At 37.5% G+C, this 16,958-nt stretch carries 15 protein-coding genes; 7 read left to right on the top strand and 8 right to left on the bottom strand.

Annotated features, from left to right (window positions below; genetic code table 11):
• The first annotated feature begins 6 nt into the window (after positions 1 to 6).
• Positions 7 to 1,518 (top strand): GH3 auxin-responsive promoter family protein, encoded by a 1,512-nt coding sequence (locus tag DCS32_RS07895; protein ID WP_108877776.1) that lies wholly within the window; start codon positions 7 to 9, stop codon positions 1,516 to 1,518.
• A gap of 192 nt (positions 1,519 to 1,710) precedes the next feature.
• Here the strand turns inward: DCS32_RS07895 and clpX are convergent, their stop codons facing one another.
• From clpX to DCS32_RS07855, 8 genes are all read right to left on the bottom strand, one after another.
• Positions 1,711 to 2,943: an ATP-dependent Clp protease ATP-binding subunit ClpX gene (clpX, locus tag DCS32_RS07890; protein ID WP_013750315.1), complete on the bottom strand. Its 1,233-nt coding sequence runs from the start codon at positions 2,941 to 2,943 to the stop codon at positions 1,711 to 1,713.
• 54 nt (positions 2,944 to 2,997) lie between these two features.
• On the bottom strand, positions 2,998 to 3,672 hold the full coding sequence (gene clpP, locus DCS32_RS07885) for an ATP-dependent Clp endopeptidase proteolytic subunit ClpP (protein ID WP_013750316.1): 675 nt from the start codon (positions 3,670 to 3,672) through the stop codon (positions 2,998 to 3,000).
• Positions 3,673 to 3,759: 87 nt separating this feature from the next.
• Complete coding sequence (tig, locus tag DCS32_RS07880) at positions 3,760 to 5,082, bottom strand: trigger factor (RefSeq protein WP_108877775.1); 1,323 nt, start codon at positions 5,080 to 5,082, stop codon at positions 3,760 to 3,762.
• Positions 5,083 to 5,153: 71 nt separating this feature from the next.
• On the bottom strand, positions 5,154 to 5,504 hold the full coding sequence (locus tag DCS32_RS07875; RefSeq protein ID WP_108877774.1) for a phage holin family protein: 351 nt from the start codon (positions 5,502 to 5,504) through the stop codon (positions 5,154 to 5,156).
• A gap of 102 nt (positions 5,505 to 5,606) precedes the next feature.
• Entirely contained in the window at positions 5,607 to 7,199 is a 1,593-nt protein-coding gene (locus tag DCS32_RS07870) for a G-D-S-L family lipolytic protein (protein ID WP_108877773.1), read from the bottom strand.
• Between the two features lie 11 nt (positions 7,200 to 7,210).
• On the bottom strand, positions 7,211 to 8,482 hold the full coding sequence (locus DCS32_RS07865; RefSeq protein ID WP_108877772.1) for an OmpP1/FadL family transporter: 1,272 nt from the start codon (positions 8,480 to 8,482) through the stop codon (positions 7,211 to 7,213).
• 129 nt (positions 8,483 to 8,611) lie between these two features.
• Positions 8,612 to 9,376, bottom strand: a complete 765-nt coding sequence (locus DCS32_RS07860; RefSeq protein ID WP_108877771.1) for an alpha/beta fold hydrolase — start codon at positions 9,374 to 9,376, stop codon at positions 8,612 to 8,614.
• Between the two features lie 3 nt (positions 9,377 to 9,379).
• On the bottom strand, positions 9,380 to 10,093 hold the full coding sequence (locus tag DCS32_RS07855; protein WP_108877770.1) for a pyridoxine 5'-phosphate synthase: 714 nt from the start codon (positions 10,091 to 10,093) through the stop codon (positions 9,380 to 9,382).
• A gap of 78 nt (positions 10,094 to 10,171) precedes the next feature.
• Here DCS32_RS07855 and DCS32_RS07850 point away from each other — a divergent pair, with 78 nt between their 5' ends.
• The 6 genes from DCS32_RS07850 (at position 10,172) to DCS32_RS07825 (ending at position 16,947) form a co-directional block, all read left to right on the top strand.
• The gene (locus DCS32_RS07850; protein WP_108877769.1) at positions 10,172 to 10,828 is read left to right on the top strand and encodes a CBS domain-containing protein; all 657 of its coding nucleotides are present in this window, start codon (positions 10,172 to 10,174) and stop codon (positions 10,826 to 10,828) included.
• A gap of 6 nt (positions 10,829 to 10,834) precedes the next feature.
• Positions 10,835 to 11,719 carry an NAD kinase gene (locus DCS32_RS07845; RefSeq protein WP_108877768.1) on the top strand — a complete coding sequence of 295 codons (885 nt, stop codon included), beginning with the start codon at positions 10,835 to 10,837 and terminating at the stop codon, positions 11,717 to 11,719.
• Positions 11,720 to 11,874: 155 nt separating this feature from the next.
• Positions 11,875 to 12,549, top strand: coding sequence for a DUF6089 family protein (locus DCS32_RS07840; RefSeq protein WP_108877767.1), 675 nt, complete (start codon positions 11,875 to 11,877; stop codon positions 12,547 to 12,549).
• Positions 12,550 to 12,556: 7 nt separating this feature from the next.
• Positions 12,557 to 13,297 (top strand): isoprenyl transferase, encoded by a 741-nt coding sequence (locus DCS32_RS07835; RefSeq protein ID WP_108877766.1) that lies wholly within the window; start codon positions 12,557 to 12,559, stop codon positions 13,295 to 13,297.
• Positions 13,230 to 15,902 (top strand): outer membrane protein assembly factor, encoded by a 2,673-nt coding sequence (locus DCS32_RS07830; RefSeq protein ID WP_108877765.1) that lies wholly within the window; start codon positions 13,230 to 13,232, stop codon positions 15,900 to 15,902. Before DCS32_RS07835 ends, DCS32_RS07830 begins: the two co-directional genes overlap by 68 nt.
• Positions 15,903 to 15,939: 37 nt before the next feature.
• Positions 15,940 to 16,947, top strand: a complete 1,008-nt coding sequence (locus DCS32_RS07825) for an OmpH family outer membrane protein (RefSeq protein ID WP_108877764.1) — start codon at positions 15,940 to 15,942, stop codon at positions 16,945 to 16,947.
• Positions 16,948 to 16,958 lie beyond the last annotated feature (11 nt).

The following is a 16,958-nucleotide window of genomic DNA, read 5'->3' as shown; positions in this document are numbered from 1 at the left end:
AACTTTATGGCTATCCCTTTAGTGCATTCCATTGCTTCTTGGTTCCTGAAAAAACGCATTCACCAGATGGAACTTTTTATGAAGTACCCCTCTGAGGTTCAAGAAGAATTGCGCACTAAACTCATAGAAAAAGCAAAAGATACCGAGATAGGTAGGGCTTATGACTTTAAATCTATCAAGTCATATCGTGAGTTTGCAGACCGCATTCCAGTTACCTCTTATGAGGAAAATCAAGAATATATAGAGCGTAGCCGCAAAGGTGAGACAAACATAATGTGGCCTACACCTATAAAATGGTTTGCACAAAGTAGTGGTACTACAAATGCTCGCAGCAAGTACATTCCCGTAAGCCCAGAATCACTTGAAAACTGCCACTATGCAGCAAGTAAGGACTTATTATGTATGTATCTCAACAATAACGAAGGCTCACAACTATTTTCTGGCAAAGGACTTAGGCTAGGCGGCAGCAAGCAGTTGTACCAAGATAATGGAACTGTTTATGGTGATCTTTCGGCTATATTAATTGACAACATGCCTTTCTGGGCAGAGTTCAGTAGTACACCAACTAACGGCGTTTCCCTTCTAAGTGATTGGGAAACTAAAATGCAAGCCATTGTAGACGAGACTATCCAGCAGGATGTTACAAGTCTTTCTGGTGTTCCTTCATGGATGCTTGTTTTGTTAAATAATGTTCTTGAGACTACAGGCGCGTCAAATTTACTTGAAGTGTGGCCTAACCTTGAAGTTTACTTCCATGGAGGCGTAAGTTTTGACCCTTACATGGAGCAATACCAAAAGTTGATCCCGTCTAATTCTTTCAAGTATTACGAGATTTACAATGCCTCAGAAGGCTTTTTTGCCATACAAGGTCAGAATGACTCTAAGGAATTATTGCTCATGCTAGATTATGGTATTTTTTATGAATTTATACCTATGACTACCTATGGAACTCCTGGGCAAAACGTGATACCACTTACAGAGGTAGAAGTAGGAGTAAATTATGCGATTGTTATCACTACAAATGCAGGGTTGTGGAGGTATAAAATAGGCGACACCGTAAGATTTACAAGCACCAGCCCATATAGAATTAAAGTAACGGGGAGAACAAAACATCACATCAACGTTTTTGGAGAAGAACTCATAATTGAGAATGCAGAAGAAGCACTCAAAAGAGCGACAAGCGAGACAGGTGCCGAAATAAAAGACTATACAGCCGCACCGATCTTCATGGATGGGAAGGAAAAAGGTGCTCACGAGTGGATTATAGAATTTAAGAATCCGCCAGATGATATCGCACTTTTTAATCACAAACTAGACCTTGCACTTCAAGAAGTAAATAGTGATTATCAAGCAAAACGTTTTAACAACACTACGTTAAACGCGCCCACGATTCATAGTGCTAGAGAAAATCTATTTTATGACTGGCTTAGAGAAAACAACAAACTTGGCGGCCAGCACAAAGTACCTAGATTATCAAACAAAAGAGATTTTGTAGAAGCACTGCTTGAACTTGCATAATATCAATCAAGTTTTACAAAAGATCTCACACAATAAACTTCATCACTAACCGAAATCGTTGGTTTTTTACGCTTTCGCGAAAGCGTACTCACCACAATACATCCTCTTTCTAAAACCTAAAACGGTAACTCAAAACCATAAAAAAAGGCACTCATAAGAGTACCTTTTTAATCTATTTATGCGACCTCATTATTATGAAGCTGCTTTTAATTTTTTGAGTGTAGATTTATTCAATTTACCCTCTGCATAGGTTTTAGTTACATTAAGCGATTTCTCGTCAGAACTAGGAAGATCAAACATAGCATCTGTAAGGATGGCCTCACATAGACTACGTAATCCTCTTGCACCAAGCTTGTACTCAATAGCTTTACCCACCATGTAATCCAACGCTTCATCTGTAATCGTAAGCTCTATATCATCCATGCTAAAAAGCTTCTTGTATTGCTTTATAATAGCGTTTTTAGGCTCTGTAAGTATAGCTCTTAATGTTCCTGCATCTAGTGGATCCATGTGTGTCAATACTGGTAGACGACCTATAATTTCTGGGATAAGACCAAAATCTTTAAGATCCTTAGGAATAATATATTTAAGCATATTATCCTTCTCTACCACATCTTCACTTTTACTCGCTACAAACCCCATTGCTTGCATATTTAAACGCTTAGAAATGTGGCGCTCAATACCATCAAAGGCTCCTCCAGCGATAAATAAGATATTCTCCGTATCTACCTCAATAAACTTTTGATCTGGGTGCTTACGTCCTCCCTTAGGCGGCACGTTTACTACGGTACCTTCTAATAGTTTTAATAACGCCTGTTGCACACCTTCTCCACTCACATCACGAGTAATAGAAGGATTATCACTCTTACGAGCGATCTTATCAATCTCATCTATAAAAACGATTCCCCTCTGTGCTTTCTCAAGATTATAGTCGGCTGCTTGTAGAAGACGTGTCAAAATACTTTCAACATCCTCACCTACATAACCTGCTTCTGTAAGTACTGTAGCATCTACAATTGCGAGAGGCACATTAAGCATACGAGCGATTGTCTTTGCGATAAGTGTTTTACCAGTTCCAGTTTGTCCCACCATCACGATGTTACTCTTCTGGATCTCTATATCATCATCTGTCGCAGGCTGTAATAATCGTTTGTAGTGGTTGTATACCGCTACAGACATTACTCTCTTTGTAAACTCTTGACCTATAACATATCCATCAAGAAACTCCTTAATCTCTTGTGGCTTTCTTAACTTAAGCTCCCCTTCAAGATCATTTGTAGCAACATCCTTAGACTCTTCTATTACAATACCATGCGCTTGCTCGATACATCTATCACAGATGTGTGCGTCAAGCCCAGCAATTAGTAAGCTAGTCTCCGGTTTTTTTCTACCACAAAATGAACATTCTAAATCTTCCTTTGCCATTTTATTTACTGTTGTGAGATATTACTATACGCTTTCGCGAAAGCATAAATCTCATTAGTCTCTCTTCAATATTTCGTCTATCATACCGTATTCAAGTGCTTTGTCTGCTTTCATCCAGTAATCACGATCACTATCGTTATATACTTTATCGTAGTCTTGACCAGAATGCTTTGCAATAATATCGTAAAGTTCTTTCTTAAGAGTCAAGATCTCCTTTGCAGTAATCTCGATATCTGATGCTTGACCTTGTGCTCCGCCCATAGGCTGGTGAATCATCACACGGCTATGTGGTAAACCACTACGCTTACCTTTTGCGCCTGCACAAAGTAATACAGCTCCCATAGATGCTGCCATACCTGTACAGATGGTAGCAACGTCTGGCTTGATAAACTGCATAGTGTCATAAATACCTAGACCAGCATACACACTTCCTCCTGGAGAGTTGATGTAAATCTGGATATCCTTATTTGCATCTGTACTTTCTAAAAATAGTAACTGTGCCTGTACAATATTTGCAACCTGATCATTAATTCCTGTTCCCAAGAAAATGATGCGATCCATCATTAAACGAGAGAATACATCAAAGATAGCGATGTTCATCTGGCGCTCTTCAATGATATTAGGAGTAAGCCCTTGTGGCAACATACTCGTAATAATTTTATCGTAATAATTAGAGTTTACACCCTGATCTTTGATTGCAAAATCTTTAAATTCTTTTCCGTAATCCATATTTTTATAGCAATATATATTTTAAAAAAAAGCGTTTTACCTATACAAGTAAAACGCTTTAAAGATACTTATTATCTAGGAAGTATTCTAATTGTAAACTTCCTTAACAAATTCGTCAAAGGTTACTTCCTTCTCCTTAAGCTTTACATTTTCTTTAAAGAATGTAAGCATTTTTACATTCATAAGCTGCTCAGATAAACGCTTTACTTCTTCTTGATTACCAAGGATACGCGCTGCGATATCTTCTAGCTCCTTATCTTCAGGGTTCATTTGACCATACTGCATCATCTGCGATTTGATCATATCTTTTGCGTAGTCTTTTAATTCTTCAAAAGTTACTTGAAGTTTATTATCTGTAACTACTTTCCCTTCTATAAGCTGCCATCTCAATCCTTTTTCAGAACGAGTAAACTCTTCTTTTGCCTCCTCATCTGTCATAGGCTTCTCACCACTAGACTGTATCCATCTAGCAAGAAAGTCTGAAGGAAGGTCAAATTTAGTTTCATCTATAAGACGCTCAGTAACGTCATTCATAAGTTGTTGATCGCTCTGTTGAACAAACTGGCGCTCTCCATCTTCTTTAATCTTTTCTTTAAGTTCTGTTGTACTTTTTACAACATCCTTACCAAATAACTTATCAAAAAGCTCTTGATCAAGGTCTGCTTGCTCACGCTTATTTGTTTCGGCTAGTGTAAAAGTAAGTTCTGCATTCATTTCTTTTGCTTGATCTTCAGAGATCTTTAAAGCCGCTTGGTAGGTTCCAGGCTCAGAAAATAAACTTTTAGTTTTTAATGTAATTACATCACCAGGTTTTGCCCCTACTAATGCATCTACATTCTTCTTTCCTTTTACTTGCTCTATTTCAAAAGTCGCTTGGTTATCAATTCCTGCTTCTTCGTTTACAAAAGTACCAGTGATTTCACTATCCTTTGCAACTTCAGTTTGAGAAACTAGCGTACCGTATTGCTTTCTTATAGTAGTGACCTGGCTATCCACCATCTTGTCATCTACTTTGATTTTATAACTTGTAACGGCTTTCTTTGGCGTAAGATTTACATCAAACTTAGGAGCCATTCCTAATGCAAATTCAAAATTATAATCATCTGTATCCCAATTAAAACCTTCTTGGTTTTTAGGAAGTGGATTACCTAACACATCTAGCTTTTCTTCCTGTAAAAACTTACCTAAAGCTTCTTGAAGTATTTTATTTACCTCATCAACTCTTACAGCTGTTCCGTACTGCTTTTTAATCATTCCCATAGGGACATGACCTTTTCTAAAACCAGGAATATTTGCCGTTTTACGGTAGTTTTTAAGGATAGACTCTACTTTCTCGTTATAATCTTCTTTAACGATTTCTACCTTTACTACTGCGTTCAGGTCGTCTATTTGCTCTTTTGTAATATTCATTATGATGTAATTTTGAGGGCGCAAAAATACAATATTTTTACGAGTACAACAATCTTTTAAGATGTGCTTAACTAGCTCTTGCTGTCGTCTTTAATTAGTGAAAACAATATACTTTGAAAAATACTAAGTAAGATACTAAAGAGTAATGCCACCCAAATACCACTCACCGAAAAGCCTCCTATAAAGTAATCTGCTATCAAGATTATGAAAGCATTGATGATAAAAAGAAACAAACCAAAGGTCAAAATCGTTACCGGAAGCGTCAGTATAACAAGTATAGGCCTCACGATAAATTTAAGTAATGCTAGTATTATAGCGACAATTATTGCCGTCACAAAACCATCTACAGCTACACCTGGAAGCAGCTTTGAAAGCACCACTACCGCAACAGCTGTTAGTAAAATTTTGATTATAGATTTCATAAGATTGAATTTTAAGGGTTACGCTTTCGCGAAAGCGTAAATTTACACATAAAAAAAGCGCCCTTTTAAAAGGCGCTTTTAGATATTATAAGTAAATGTATTCTAGTTTACATCATTGCTTATCGTTACCGTAGCATAGTTTCCTATATCTACTCCTGGAATCGTTGACCCATAAGTACTGTTAATCGCATTAATAACCGCATTTGCAGTAAATGCATAACCTCTAGGCGTAGGGTGTACTCCATCTAGTGAAAATGCACCTCCTGTCACAAATTGTGAAGAAAGAATACCACCACTAAAAGCAACACCACCGTTTGCTACATTTTGTAACGCAGTTCTAGCATCTACAAAAGCAAGTCCATTTGCACTTGCTAGTGCTTGGATTGTTGCATTATATTGTGTTTGAGCCGCAGTAACTAATGCTTGCTCTTGCGTAGTAAGCACAAACTGATCTTGTAATGGTCTAGACACACCTCTTATTGCACTTAATCCTGCTTGTTCTGGGGATATATTTGGCACATTAGCTAATAGAAACCCTACATAAGCCTCATCTATAGTTCCTAAAACTCCAGCAGTTGTAAGTGGAATTAAATCGTCATTTGTAGTTTGACGTAATTGTGAAAGAGTTGCAGCAGTGATAGGATCTAAGTTAAAAGGAGGTCCTTGTATTATTGCAGAGATATCTGTTAAATCCTCATCTTGAATAGTGATAAAGTTTGCTCCTGCACTAAAGTTAATTTGGCGAGCAGCAGCTTCTTCCGCTGTAATAACCCCAAAAGAAGCAAGACCTGGCAACACTTGAGTGTTATAAAGTATAAAACTAGCGTTAAGTGTTGCTGCTGTTTCCTCATCTAGCGGTATTGCTTGAGAAGGAACCGTTGTAAAGAAAGGAATAGATGTTACATCTGGAATGTTTACTAATGCTCCTTTTGCCCCTGTACTTGTAAGTGCCGCTACTTCTTGAGAGTATACACTTGCAAATACGTTAGGATCTGTGATGTCATTAGATCCGTAAGTAGATGGATCTAAATTTCCTGTTTGATCAACTCCTGCTCCACCTGATGTTGCAAAACCTAAGATGTCGTTATTACCTATCCATAAAGAAAAGAATGTTGGGTTTGCTGCAAGGGCTTCTGCCATTACTGTCGTATTTGCTGTACTAGCAAAACGAGCAAAATAAGGGTTTGCTTGACCTGTAGCTACACCAGCAACATTACCGTAACCTGGTGCTACAAGGTGAAAACTTTTTGCTCCCGGCACACCAACATTGTTAAATGGTCCCGCAACAATATTTGAAACCTCTGTAGTAGGAGTTCCTGCAAGACGTGCAGGCCCTGGGTTACCATCTGCGTCTGTAGCAAGTACAAAACGATTTTCTGTAATTTGCATACCTCCTAGAGTAAGTCCTCCAAGGTTATCACTTACTAAAGGTTGAGAAAAACTACCACCTCCTGCAAGCGCAAATTGCTGCGCCATAATGTTAGGGTAAGAGTTTTCTTGACCTGTGATGTACAAAGCGCCATCTGCAAAACCTGCAGTAAGAGAGTTTCCTACAGAAACGTAGCTTGAGAAATCTGCACTACCGCTAGTGTAGAAATCTTGATTCTCTGTGATGTCGTTATCAAATTCTGGCTCACACGCAACTAATCCAAGTGCAAATGCCGGAAGTGCTATATAATTGAAATATTTTTTCATCAATGCTATTTTTATAATTTATAACTAAGACCTAAACCTGGTGCAAATGCACTTGATTTGTAAGTTCCTCCAAAAGGAACACGCTCTCCACCTTCTACATAAGAATCGTAAGAAGCATCAATTTCCTTAAATGTTAAGTAAAGGAAAGAAGCGTCAATAGCTAACTTATCAGTTACATTATAAGTAAATCCTCCTGTAAATCCGTAAGAATCGTTACGTGGAGTTTCTGGAGCAAAGAAACCATCTTGTACTGGAGACTCATCAAAGTAAACACCTCCACGAAGAACGAATTTTGAACTTACATCAAACTGAGCACCTAGACGGTAACTAGAAGCGTTCTTATAATTACGAGGGTTAATAGACTCTAGTGCAAGAGAACCATCTGTATTAAGGAACATAATATCTAATGCTTCATAAGCATCCCACTCTGCATAATTCCAATCAAAGTTAAGTGTCCACTTATCTGATGGCTTGTAAGAAACTCCTACTGTCCACTCAGCTGGTAATGGTAAAGTTGCAGTGAAGTCAAAAGTTCCGTTAGTAATAGGAGCAAGTGGAGAGTTAGGCACATTTGAGAATACGGCATCACCATCTCCTTGCTCTACATCAATATCGATTCTAGACCTGTAGTTAACTCCAAAAGACCACTGATCATTAGGAGTAATCAAAGCTCCTACAGAAAAACCAAAAGCAGTTAGTCCTTGCGAGTCAAGCTCAACATTAGAACGATTACCATCAATATCTGTAAGGTTACGAGATAGGTTACGATTAAAATTAACCCCACCAATAGCTAGGATAGGTCCTCCTCCAATACTTAAATCTTCAAGTAATTTTACAGAAACCAAAGGTTGTACAAAAACAGCCGATAGATCAATACTATTAACAAGATGTGATCCAGACCAGTCTGTTGGGTACTCTACAGTACTTCCATAAGGAGTATATACGGCTAGACCTACTGCTAGTTTTTCACTCACGTTATAACTTGCATATAGATACAAAGGCGTTCCTGTAGGACTCTCTGTTTGTGAAGTTTGTCCAAACTCAGCGTTCTGGAACTTTACATCAGAGAATACACCAAAACCTCCTACGGCTATATTTAATTTTCCTTCTAGATGAACTAGACCTCCTGGGTTAAAGAATGCAATCTCTGCATTATTAACCATTGCCACACCAGTGTGACCCATCGCTAGACCGCGTTGTCCTTGTAAACTTACTCGGTATCCACCGGCATACGTTACAGCACAAACGAGTAGTAGCACAACGACACTTAATACTTTTTTCATAATTTAATTTAAGGTTAAGGGAAATGTGTTATTCTTAAAAATCTATCCTCAAAAATACAGTATTTATAAGGGATTGATAGTTTTATTACCAATTTACTATGCATACATAGTAAATTTGCTGAAACAATGTTATAAAAAATTTATCACTTCTTTGTAAAAATCTTTAGGATTTTCTGCATGAAGCCAGTGACCAGCATTTGAAATGGTAATTAATTGCGCTTTCGCGAAAGCGTTATAAAGACCTTTTTCATCCTCATCAAGAATATAATTAGACCTATCTCCTCTTAAAAAAAGCACCTCTCCTTCGTATGAAGCTCCTACGGGAAGTGCCTTCCCTATTTGTTCTATATTTTCTATAAGTGCTTTGAGGTTCATTCTAAAACCTAGCACACCCTTTTCTTTCCAATAAAGGTTTTTGAGCAAAAACATTCTCGTACCATCATCTGTAATATATCTTGAAAGAAAATCATCTGCTCCTGAACGACTCGTCATTGCCTGAACATCATTTGACAAGGCAGTTAGTCCCTCAAGGATAATCTGGTGATGTTGCGGATATTCTTTTACACCTATATCTGCTATGATTAATTTCTTTACCATATCTGGATGGGTGGCAGCATACAGCATAGCCACCTTACCTCCCATTGAGTGTCCAAGCAAATGGAATTCTTCAAGTCCATTTGCTACACAATAAGACTTGAGATCTTCTACCATTAATTCATAGCTAAAGGCATCACTATGGAAACTACGCCCATGATTACGCTGGTCTATAAGATGCACTTGAAAACCGTCTCCTGCAAATTGCTTTGCTAGTGTTTTCCAGTTATCACCCATCCCTAGAAAACCGTGCAATATGATGAGCGGTTCACCTTCTCCTATGATATTAGAATGCAACATGATCTATTGAAGTTTTTTGAGATACGAAGCTACCACTGTTTCAAAACCTAGATATAAAGACTCTGCCATCAATGCATGACCTATAGAAACCTCTAGCAAATCTGGAATACTATTATGAAAATATTCAATATTATCTAGTGACAAATCGTGCCCTGCATTAATCCCTATTCCTATATCACTTGCATGAAAAGCAGCAGCGATAAATGGTTTTATAGCTTCTTCCTTATTAAGCACGTAACCATCTGCATAGGACTCCGTATACAGCTCGATGCGGTCTGCGCCTGTTTCCTTAGCTCCTTCTACCATCTCTAGCACTGGATCTACAAAAATTGAGGTGCGTATTCCTACTTCTTTAAACTCTTGAATTACTTCTTGCAAGAAACTTTTATGTTTAATGGTATCCCAGCCAGCATTACTAGTAATAGCATCTACAGCATCTGGAACTAGGGTAACTTGTGTAGGCTTAGTCTCGAGAACTAGGTCTATGAATTTCTGGATAGGATTTCCTTCTATATTAAACTCTGTAGTAACTACATCTACAAGGTCTCTCGCATCTTGATATCTTATGTGACGCTCATCTGGACGAGGATGAATAGTTATTCCTTGAGCACCCATTTTCTCAAGGTCACTAGCTACTTTTAATAGATCTGGAACATTACCTCCTCTTGCATTACGCAATGTGGCAACCTTATTTATGTTTACACTTAATTTTGTCATAGCAATATGGTATTATTTGATATCACAAAAATACAAAGAGACCGCTGCTAGGCGGTTATTTTTTCATTATTTTGCAGTATGACGTTAACAGATTTCATTATAAATGATATTTCTCCAGTTTCTGAAAAGCAGAACATAGGAGAAGTACAGTCTATTTTTAGTCAAACTACCTATTCTCATGTTCCTATAGAACGAGAAGGTGTTTATGTAGGATCACTACCTGAAAATGACACACATTGCCTAGACGCAGGTATTCCTATAAGTGAATACAGCCATGGCTATGAGCAATTTTTTGTGCGTTATGATACAAACTGGCTAGATGTACTCGAGACTTTTGCAAGACACGGCTGCAACATGATGCCAGTACTAGATGAAAAAAACACCTATCTAGGTTACTATGAACTAGAAGATGTAATGAGCTTCTTTAATAGCACTCCTTTTATAAGTGAGCCAGGAAGCGTGGTGATTATAGAAAAAGGAATCCAAGATTATTCTTTTAGCGAAATAAGTCAGATTGTAGAGTCTAATGATGGGAAAATCTGGGGAATGTTTATCTCTAGAATAGAGAATGACGTTGCCGAAATTTCAGTAAAAATAGGGAGATCAAATTTTAATGATATTCTCGCAGCCTTTAGAAGGTATAGCTATAACGTGGTATCTAGTCACCATGAAGACACCTTCCTTACAGACTTAAGAGAGCGCTCTCAATATCTAGAAAAATACCTTAATATCTAATAGATTATGAAAATTGGTATTTACGGTCAGTTTTATCATAAAGAAGCGGGACAATACATTCAGCAGCTTCTTGATATTCTTGACAAAAAACAGATAGAAGTCATTATAGAAAAGAACTTTCTTAAACTCATTCATGAGAATGACACTATTGAAAAAGATTATAATCACTTTTCCACCTTCAAAGAATTAGACAACAGTTATGACCTCTTTGTAAGTATAGGAGGTGATGGAACCATACTAAAGACTGTAACCTACGTTAGAGATCTCAACATCCCTATAGTAGGAATAAATACTGGGCGACTAGGTTTTCTAGCAACCATCAAGAAAAATGAAATTGAAGCCTCTATTGATAAAATATTAACTGGAAAATACAGCATCTCTAAAAGGAGTTTACTACAAATTACGACAAGTAAACTATCAGAAGAAATAGGAGAACTTAACTTTGCACTTAACGAGATTGCGGTGAGTAGAAAAAACACTACTTCTATGATCTCGGTAAAGACTAAGCTTGATGGTGAAGACTTAACAAACTATTGGGCAGATGGACTTATTGTTGCAACTCCTACAGGCTCTACTGGATACTCGCTTAGCTGTGGAGGCCCAGTAATCACGCCGCACACCTCTAGCCTTATACTCACACCTATCGCTCCGCATAACTTAAATGCCAGACCACTAGTTATCCCAGATAACACAGTAATAGAGCTTAGCGTTTCGGGAAGAGAAGAGCAACATTTGATTTCGCTTGATTCCCGTATAGCAACCCTAGATAATGAGACTATTATCACTTTACAAAAGGCACCTTTTCAAATAAGCCTCATACGTTTGGAAGGAGATAGTTTTTTAAAAACACTCCGTCGCAAGCTCCTTTGGGGAGAGGATAAAAGAAACTAAACAATATTTATGCATTTAATATGTTTTCTGTAAGGGTTACTAGTACGTATTTAAGTACGCTTTCGCGAAAGCGTAAACTAACCCACAGCATCTTAGCAATCCCTAATTGCTAGTACCAACACAGAATTGTTATATTTGCAAACTTTTAACACCATATGAAGTACCTGACGATTATTTTGATCGCCATTTTTTGGAATACTGAAACGCAAGCTCAGACCTATGAAATAGGAGGGTTTTTAGGCGGGTCTAACGTTGTAAGTGACATTGGCTCGACTAGTTACTTTTCTCCAAACAAGCCTGTTTTTGGAGCTATTCTGAAGTGGAATAGAAGTTCCAGACATTCCTTTAGATTTACAGCCCTATTTACAGAGCTAGAAGGAAATGACGAGGATAGTCATGAGGCAAGAAGACAAAGTAGAGGATTATCTTTTACTAATAGTCTTCAAGAAATTTCATTAGGCCTGGAGTATACCTTCTGGGAATTTGATATGTTTAAAGATCGTAATGCAAACGCACCGTATTTATATACTGGTCTTACTGTTTTTAATCAAGAAAACATATCAAACATAGATGGTGTTACAGCAAGTGGAAACGCGCTCGATGTAGCGATTCCAATTGTGTTAGGTTATAAAGTAGCAGTAAATAGTGCAATGGTCATAGCCCTAGAAGGTGGTGCACGTTATACATTTACAGATAATATAGATGGCAGCGATCCAGCAGGAGAAGAGGCTTTAAGTTTAGGAAATAAAAATAATAATGATTGGTATGTATTTACGGGAATGACCGTGAGTTTTACCTTTGGCCGCAGACCTTGTTACTGCGGATTTTAAGAATATGATGGACGTACTTGCCCAGATTAATAAAGAAAAATTGCCCCAGCACATCGCTATTATCATGGATGGTAATGGTAGATGGGCAAAAAAACAAGGACTTCTTAGAGCTGTAGGTCATAAGAAAGGGTCTAAAGCAGTAAGAGAAGCCGTAGAGGCCGCAGCCGAACTTGGCGTGCCTTACCTCACTCTTTATGCTTTTTCTACAGAAAACTGGAACCGTCCTAAGGCAGAAGTAGATACTCTAATGAACTTACTTGTGTCCTCTTTAAAGAAAGAAATTTCAACCTTACAAGACAATGATGTTTCCCTTAATACTATTGGAAATACTAGCTCTTTGCCTAAAAAAGCGCAAAGAGAACTTGATGAGGTTATAGAAAAAACAAAGAACAACAAAAGGCTTAAACTCACACTTGCATTGAGTTATGGCAGTAGAGAAGAACTAATAAAAACTGTCAAAGAAATAAGCGATAAAGTTAAAAATAACCTAATTTCGCCAGCTGAAATAGATGAATCTTGTATAAATGAGCATCTTTACACCCATGACATGCCGGATGTAGATTTGCTAATACGCACAAGTGGAGAGCAACGAATTAGTAATTTTTTGTTATGGCAGATAGCCTATGCTGAGTTTTATTTTACAGAAATACTGTGGCCAGATTTTAGAAAGGAACATTTACATGACGCTATTTACAATTATCAGAAAAGAGAACGAAGATTTGGAAAGACAAGTGAACAAATTAAATAGTGCATCTACTTTTTCAAAAGTGACAAGCAAATGGATGATTTTTTTAGCCCTTTTGAGCTTCACTTTTGCACAAGCGCAAAGACAATTACCGTTAGATCCAGAAGTTAAATATGAAATTGCAGACATCAAAGTAAGTGGGGTTTCTACTTATAATGAAAACACTGTAATTGCATTTACAGGACTCCGAGTAGGAGAACGCATTTTTCTACCTGGACAAAAGATTACAGATGTAATCAAAAAACTATGGGGACTAGAACTCTTTTCAGACATTAACTTATATGTTACTGCTGTTAATGGAGACAAGGTAGATTTACAGTTAGACATCAAAGAAGTTCCAGAACTTAATGAAGTAAGATTTAAAGGAATCAAACAGAAAAAAGGATCCAACTTCATCAAAGACAATGGTCTTAATAAAGGCGCAAAGGTTACAGAAAACCTAGAGACAACTGCTAAGAATTACATTGAGAATACTTACAAAAAGAAAGGATATCTTAACTCAAAAGTTTTTATTAATACTGTTCCTACAGCAGATAGTATAGGTGCAAACAAAGTCAATATGACTGTAAATATTGATAAAGGAGAGCGTGTAAAAATAGCCGACATCAATATCATAGGACGCGAGAAGCTTAAGGAAGGAACTCTTTTAGGCTCTATGAAAAGCACTAAAGAAAAGAAAATCTGGCGTGTATGGAAGCGATCTAAATTTATCAAAGCAGATTACGAAGAAGATAAAGTTTCACTTATCAATAAGTACAAAGAAAAAGGATACCGCGACGCACGAATAATTTCTGATACTATCATCAAGAATAACGAGAAGAGTATTACGATAGAAATGAACGTAGAAGAAGGTAATAGGTACTATATAGGTGATATTGATTTTATAGGTAATTCTGTGTATACAGATGAGCAATTAAGCCGTCAACTAGGGCTTTTTAAAGGAGATGTCTATAATGGAGTACTCTTAAAAGAACGTATTCAAGATGACTCGGACCCTGATGCGGATAACATCGCAAACCTTTACCAAAATAGTGGTTACTTATTTTCAAATGTTAATGCAGTAGAGACAAGTGTTCAAAACGATACTATAGATTTTGAGGTACGTATTTCAGAAGGTAAACTCGCTTATTTTAATAAAGTAACCGTAAAAGGAAACGACAAAACTAAAGATAAAGTTATATACAGAGAGCTGCGTACTAAACCCGGACAACGTTATAGTAAAGCTGCCGTAGTTACAACTATTAGAGAGCTTGGCCAGTTAGGATTTTTTGATGCTCAACAGCTCACGCCTAACTTTGACAATTTTGATGCTGTAGGAGGAACAGTAGATTTAGAATACAATGTTGTTGAACAAGGTGCTAGCCAGATAGAACTTCAAGGAGGTTTTGGTGGTGGTGGTTTTGTGGGAACATTAGGTCTTTCTTTCAACAACTTCTCTATCCAGAACATTTTTAATAAGGATGCATACCAACCTCTTCCTATGGGAGATGGTCAGAAATTCTCTCTAAGAGCCCAAGCAAGTCAGTTTTTTCAAACATACAGTGCTTCACTTACAGACCCATGGTTTGGAGGGAAACAACCAGTGCAGTTTTCAACCTCTTTTTCACATACGATACAATATCTTTTTACAGGAATTAATAGCGGTAATGCTAGTGATCGTGTAGACAGAGATAGAAAATTTTTAATCACAGGTGGCTCGGTTGGGCTCTCAAAACGTCTTTCATGGCCAGATGGAAACTTTAGTCTATCACATGCAATTAGTTTCCAACACTTTGATTTACAAAATTACAACACGGGACTATTTACCTTTGGTAATGGATCATCAGAAAACTTAGCTTATACAGTCGGATTAAGTAGAAGAGAAGTATTTGGTGGACTTATATTCCCTACTGGTGGATCAGACATAAGTGTTACAGCAAAGCTTACACTTCCTTACTCTGCTTGGAACGGTACGGATTATAAGCAACTTGCTGCAGATCGTGAAATAGCTGTAGAGAATCAAGATAGTGATGAGATAGGCCGTATTGATCAAGAGCGTTTTAACTGGTTAGAGTACTATAAAGTAAAATTTGATGGTAAATGGTATACTCCGATAGTTGGTAAATTTGTCTTACAAACAGGAATCGAATTTGGATGGCTTGGAGCCTATAATCAAGACAGAGGCGTACCTCCATTTGAGCGTTTCTTCTTAGGAGGAGATGGACTAGGTGGTTTCTCACTAGATGGTAGAGAGATTGTACGACTTAGAGGTTACCCTAACCAAGCGGTAACTCCTATTGATAGAGGAGCAGCACTTTCTAGCACGAATCAAGCTAATGATGGAGCAACCATCTATAATAAATTCAGCTTAGAACTACGTTACCCTATTTCATTTAATCCTCAAGCTACTATTTATGCATTAACATTTGCAGAAGCTGGATCATCTTATGACAATTTTAGAGACTATAACCCGTTTCAATTGAGTAGATCTGCTGGAGCAGGAATTCGTATATTTATGCCAGCCTTTGGTTTATTAGGATTGGATTTTGGATATGGATTCGACCCAATTCCTGGTACTGTGGGAGCAAATGGATGGGAAACACACTTCATTATTGGTCAGCAGTTCTAATTTTTGGCACGATTATTTCTAATGCAACTCTGAACTTATGAAGACACATGTTTTTCTCTTACTAATCGCAACAATGTTGTTATCTACTTCACTAGAAGCTCAAAGAGCTAGTGGTGTGCGTATAGGATACATTGATATGGATTATATTCTTGAAAATGTTCCTGAATATCAAGAAGCTTCTATACAACTCGATAATAAGGTTGGGAAATGGAAAGGTGAGATCGAAACTAAACTTGAAGAGGTTGCTGCAATGAAAAAGCAACTGGATAATGAAAGAGCATTACTCACAAAAGAGCTTATAGAAGAACGTGATGAGGAAATCACTTTTGAAAGAGATCAAATATTAGAATACCAGCAAAAACGTTTTGGTCCAGGTGGAGATTTAGCCATCCAGAGAAGACAACTTGTTGAGCCTGTACAAGACCAGGTATTTAACGCTGTTCAAGAAATATCTGCAGCAAAAAAGTTTGACCTTGTTTTTGATAAATCATCAGACTTAATGATGCTGTATACGGCAGACAGACTTAATATAAGTGATCAAGTCCTTAGAAGTATTACTAGAGCTGCAAAACGTAATCAAATCAATAGTAAGAAGGACGAGAGAGATTTTGACATCGATGAGGCAAAAACAGTAGAGCAAGATAAAGCCAGTCAAGAAAGACAACGAGTAATAGACGCAAAGACTGCCGAACGTGATGCTGCACTTGAAGCTCGCAATAAAGATAGAGAAACGCAAAAAGCAGAACGTCAAGCGGCCTTTCAAGAAAGAAGAAGGTTATTACTTGAAGAACGCCAGCGCAAGAAAGATTCTATACAAGCTGTACGTGAAGCAAAAACCACAACATCTAGTGGAAGAAGCACGCCAACATTAGGCACGGATCCCGCAAATGCTAAAGCAGCCAAAGAAGCTGCAATTGCAGATAGAAAAAGAAAAAAAGATTCTATTATTGCTGTAAGAAAAGCAAAGAGGGATTCAATTTTAGAAGCAAGAAAAAAGAAAACTACGCCTCCAGCACAAAATGGGAACGACGGAGACGGCAGATAACCCTTATTAAT

Origin of the sequence: Dokdonia sp. Dokd-P16 (assembly GCF_003095655.1) — a bacterium.
In the GTDB taxonomy this organism is placed as follows: domain Bacteria; phylum Bacteroidota; class Bacteroidia; order Flavobacteriales; family Flavobacteriaceae; genus Dokdonia.
The sequence above is the reverse complement of the archived record's forward strand: the minus strand, read 5'-3'. Positions and strand labels throughout refer to the sequence as shown.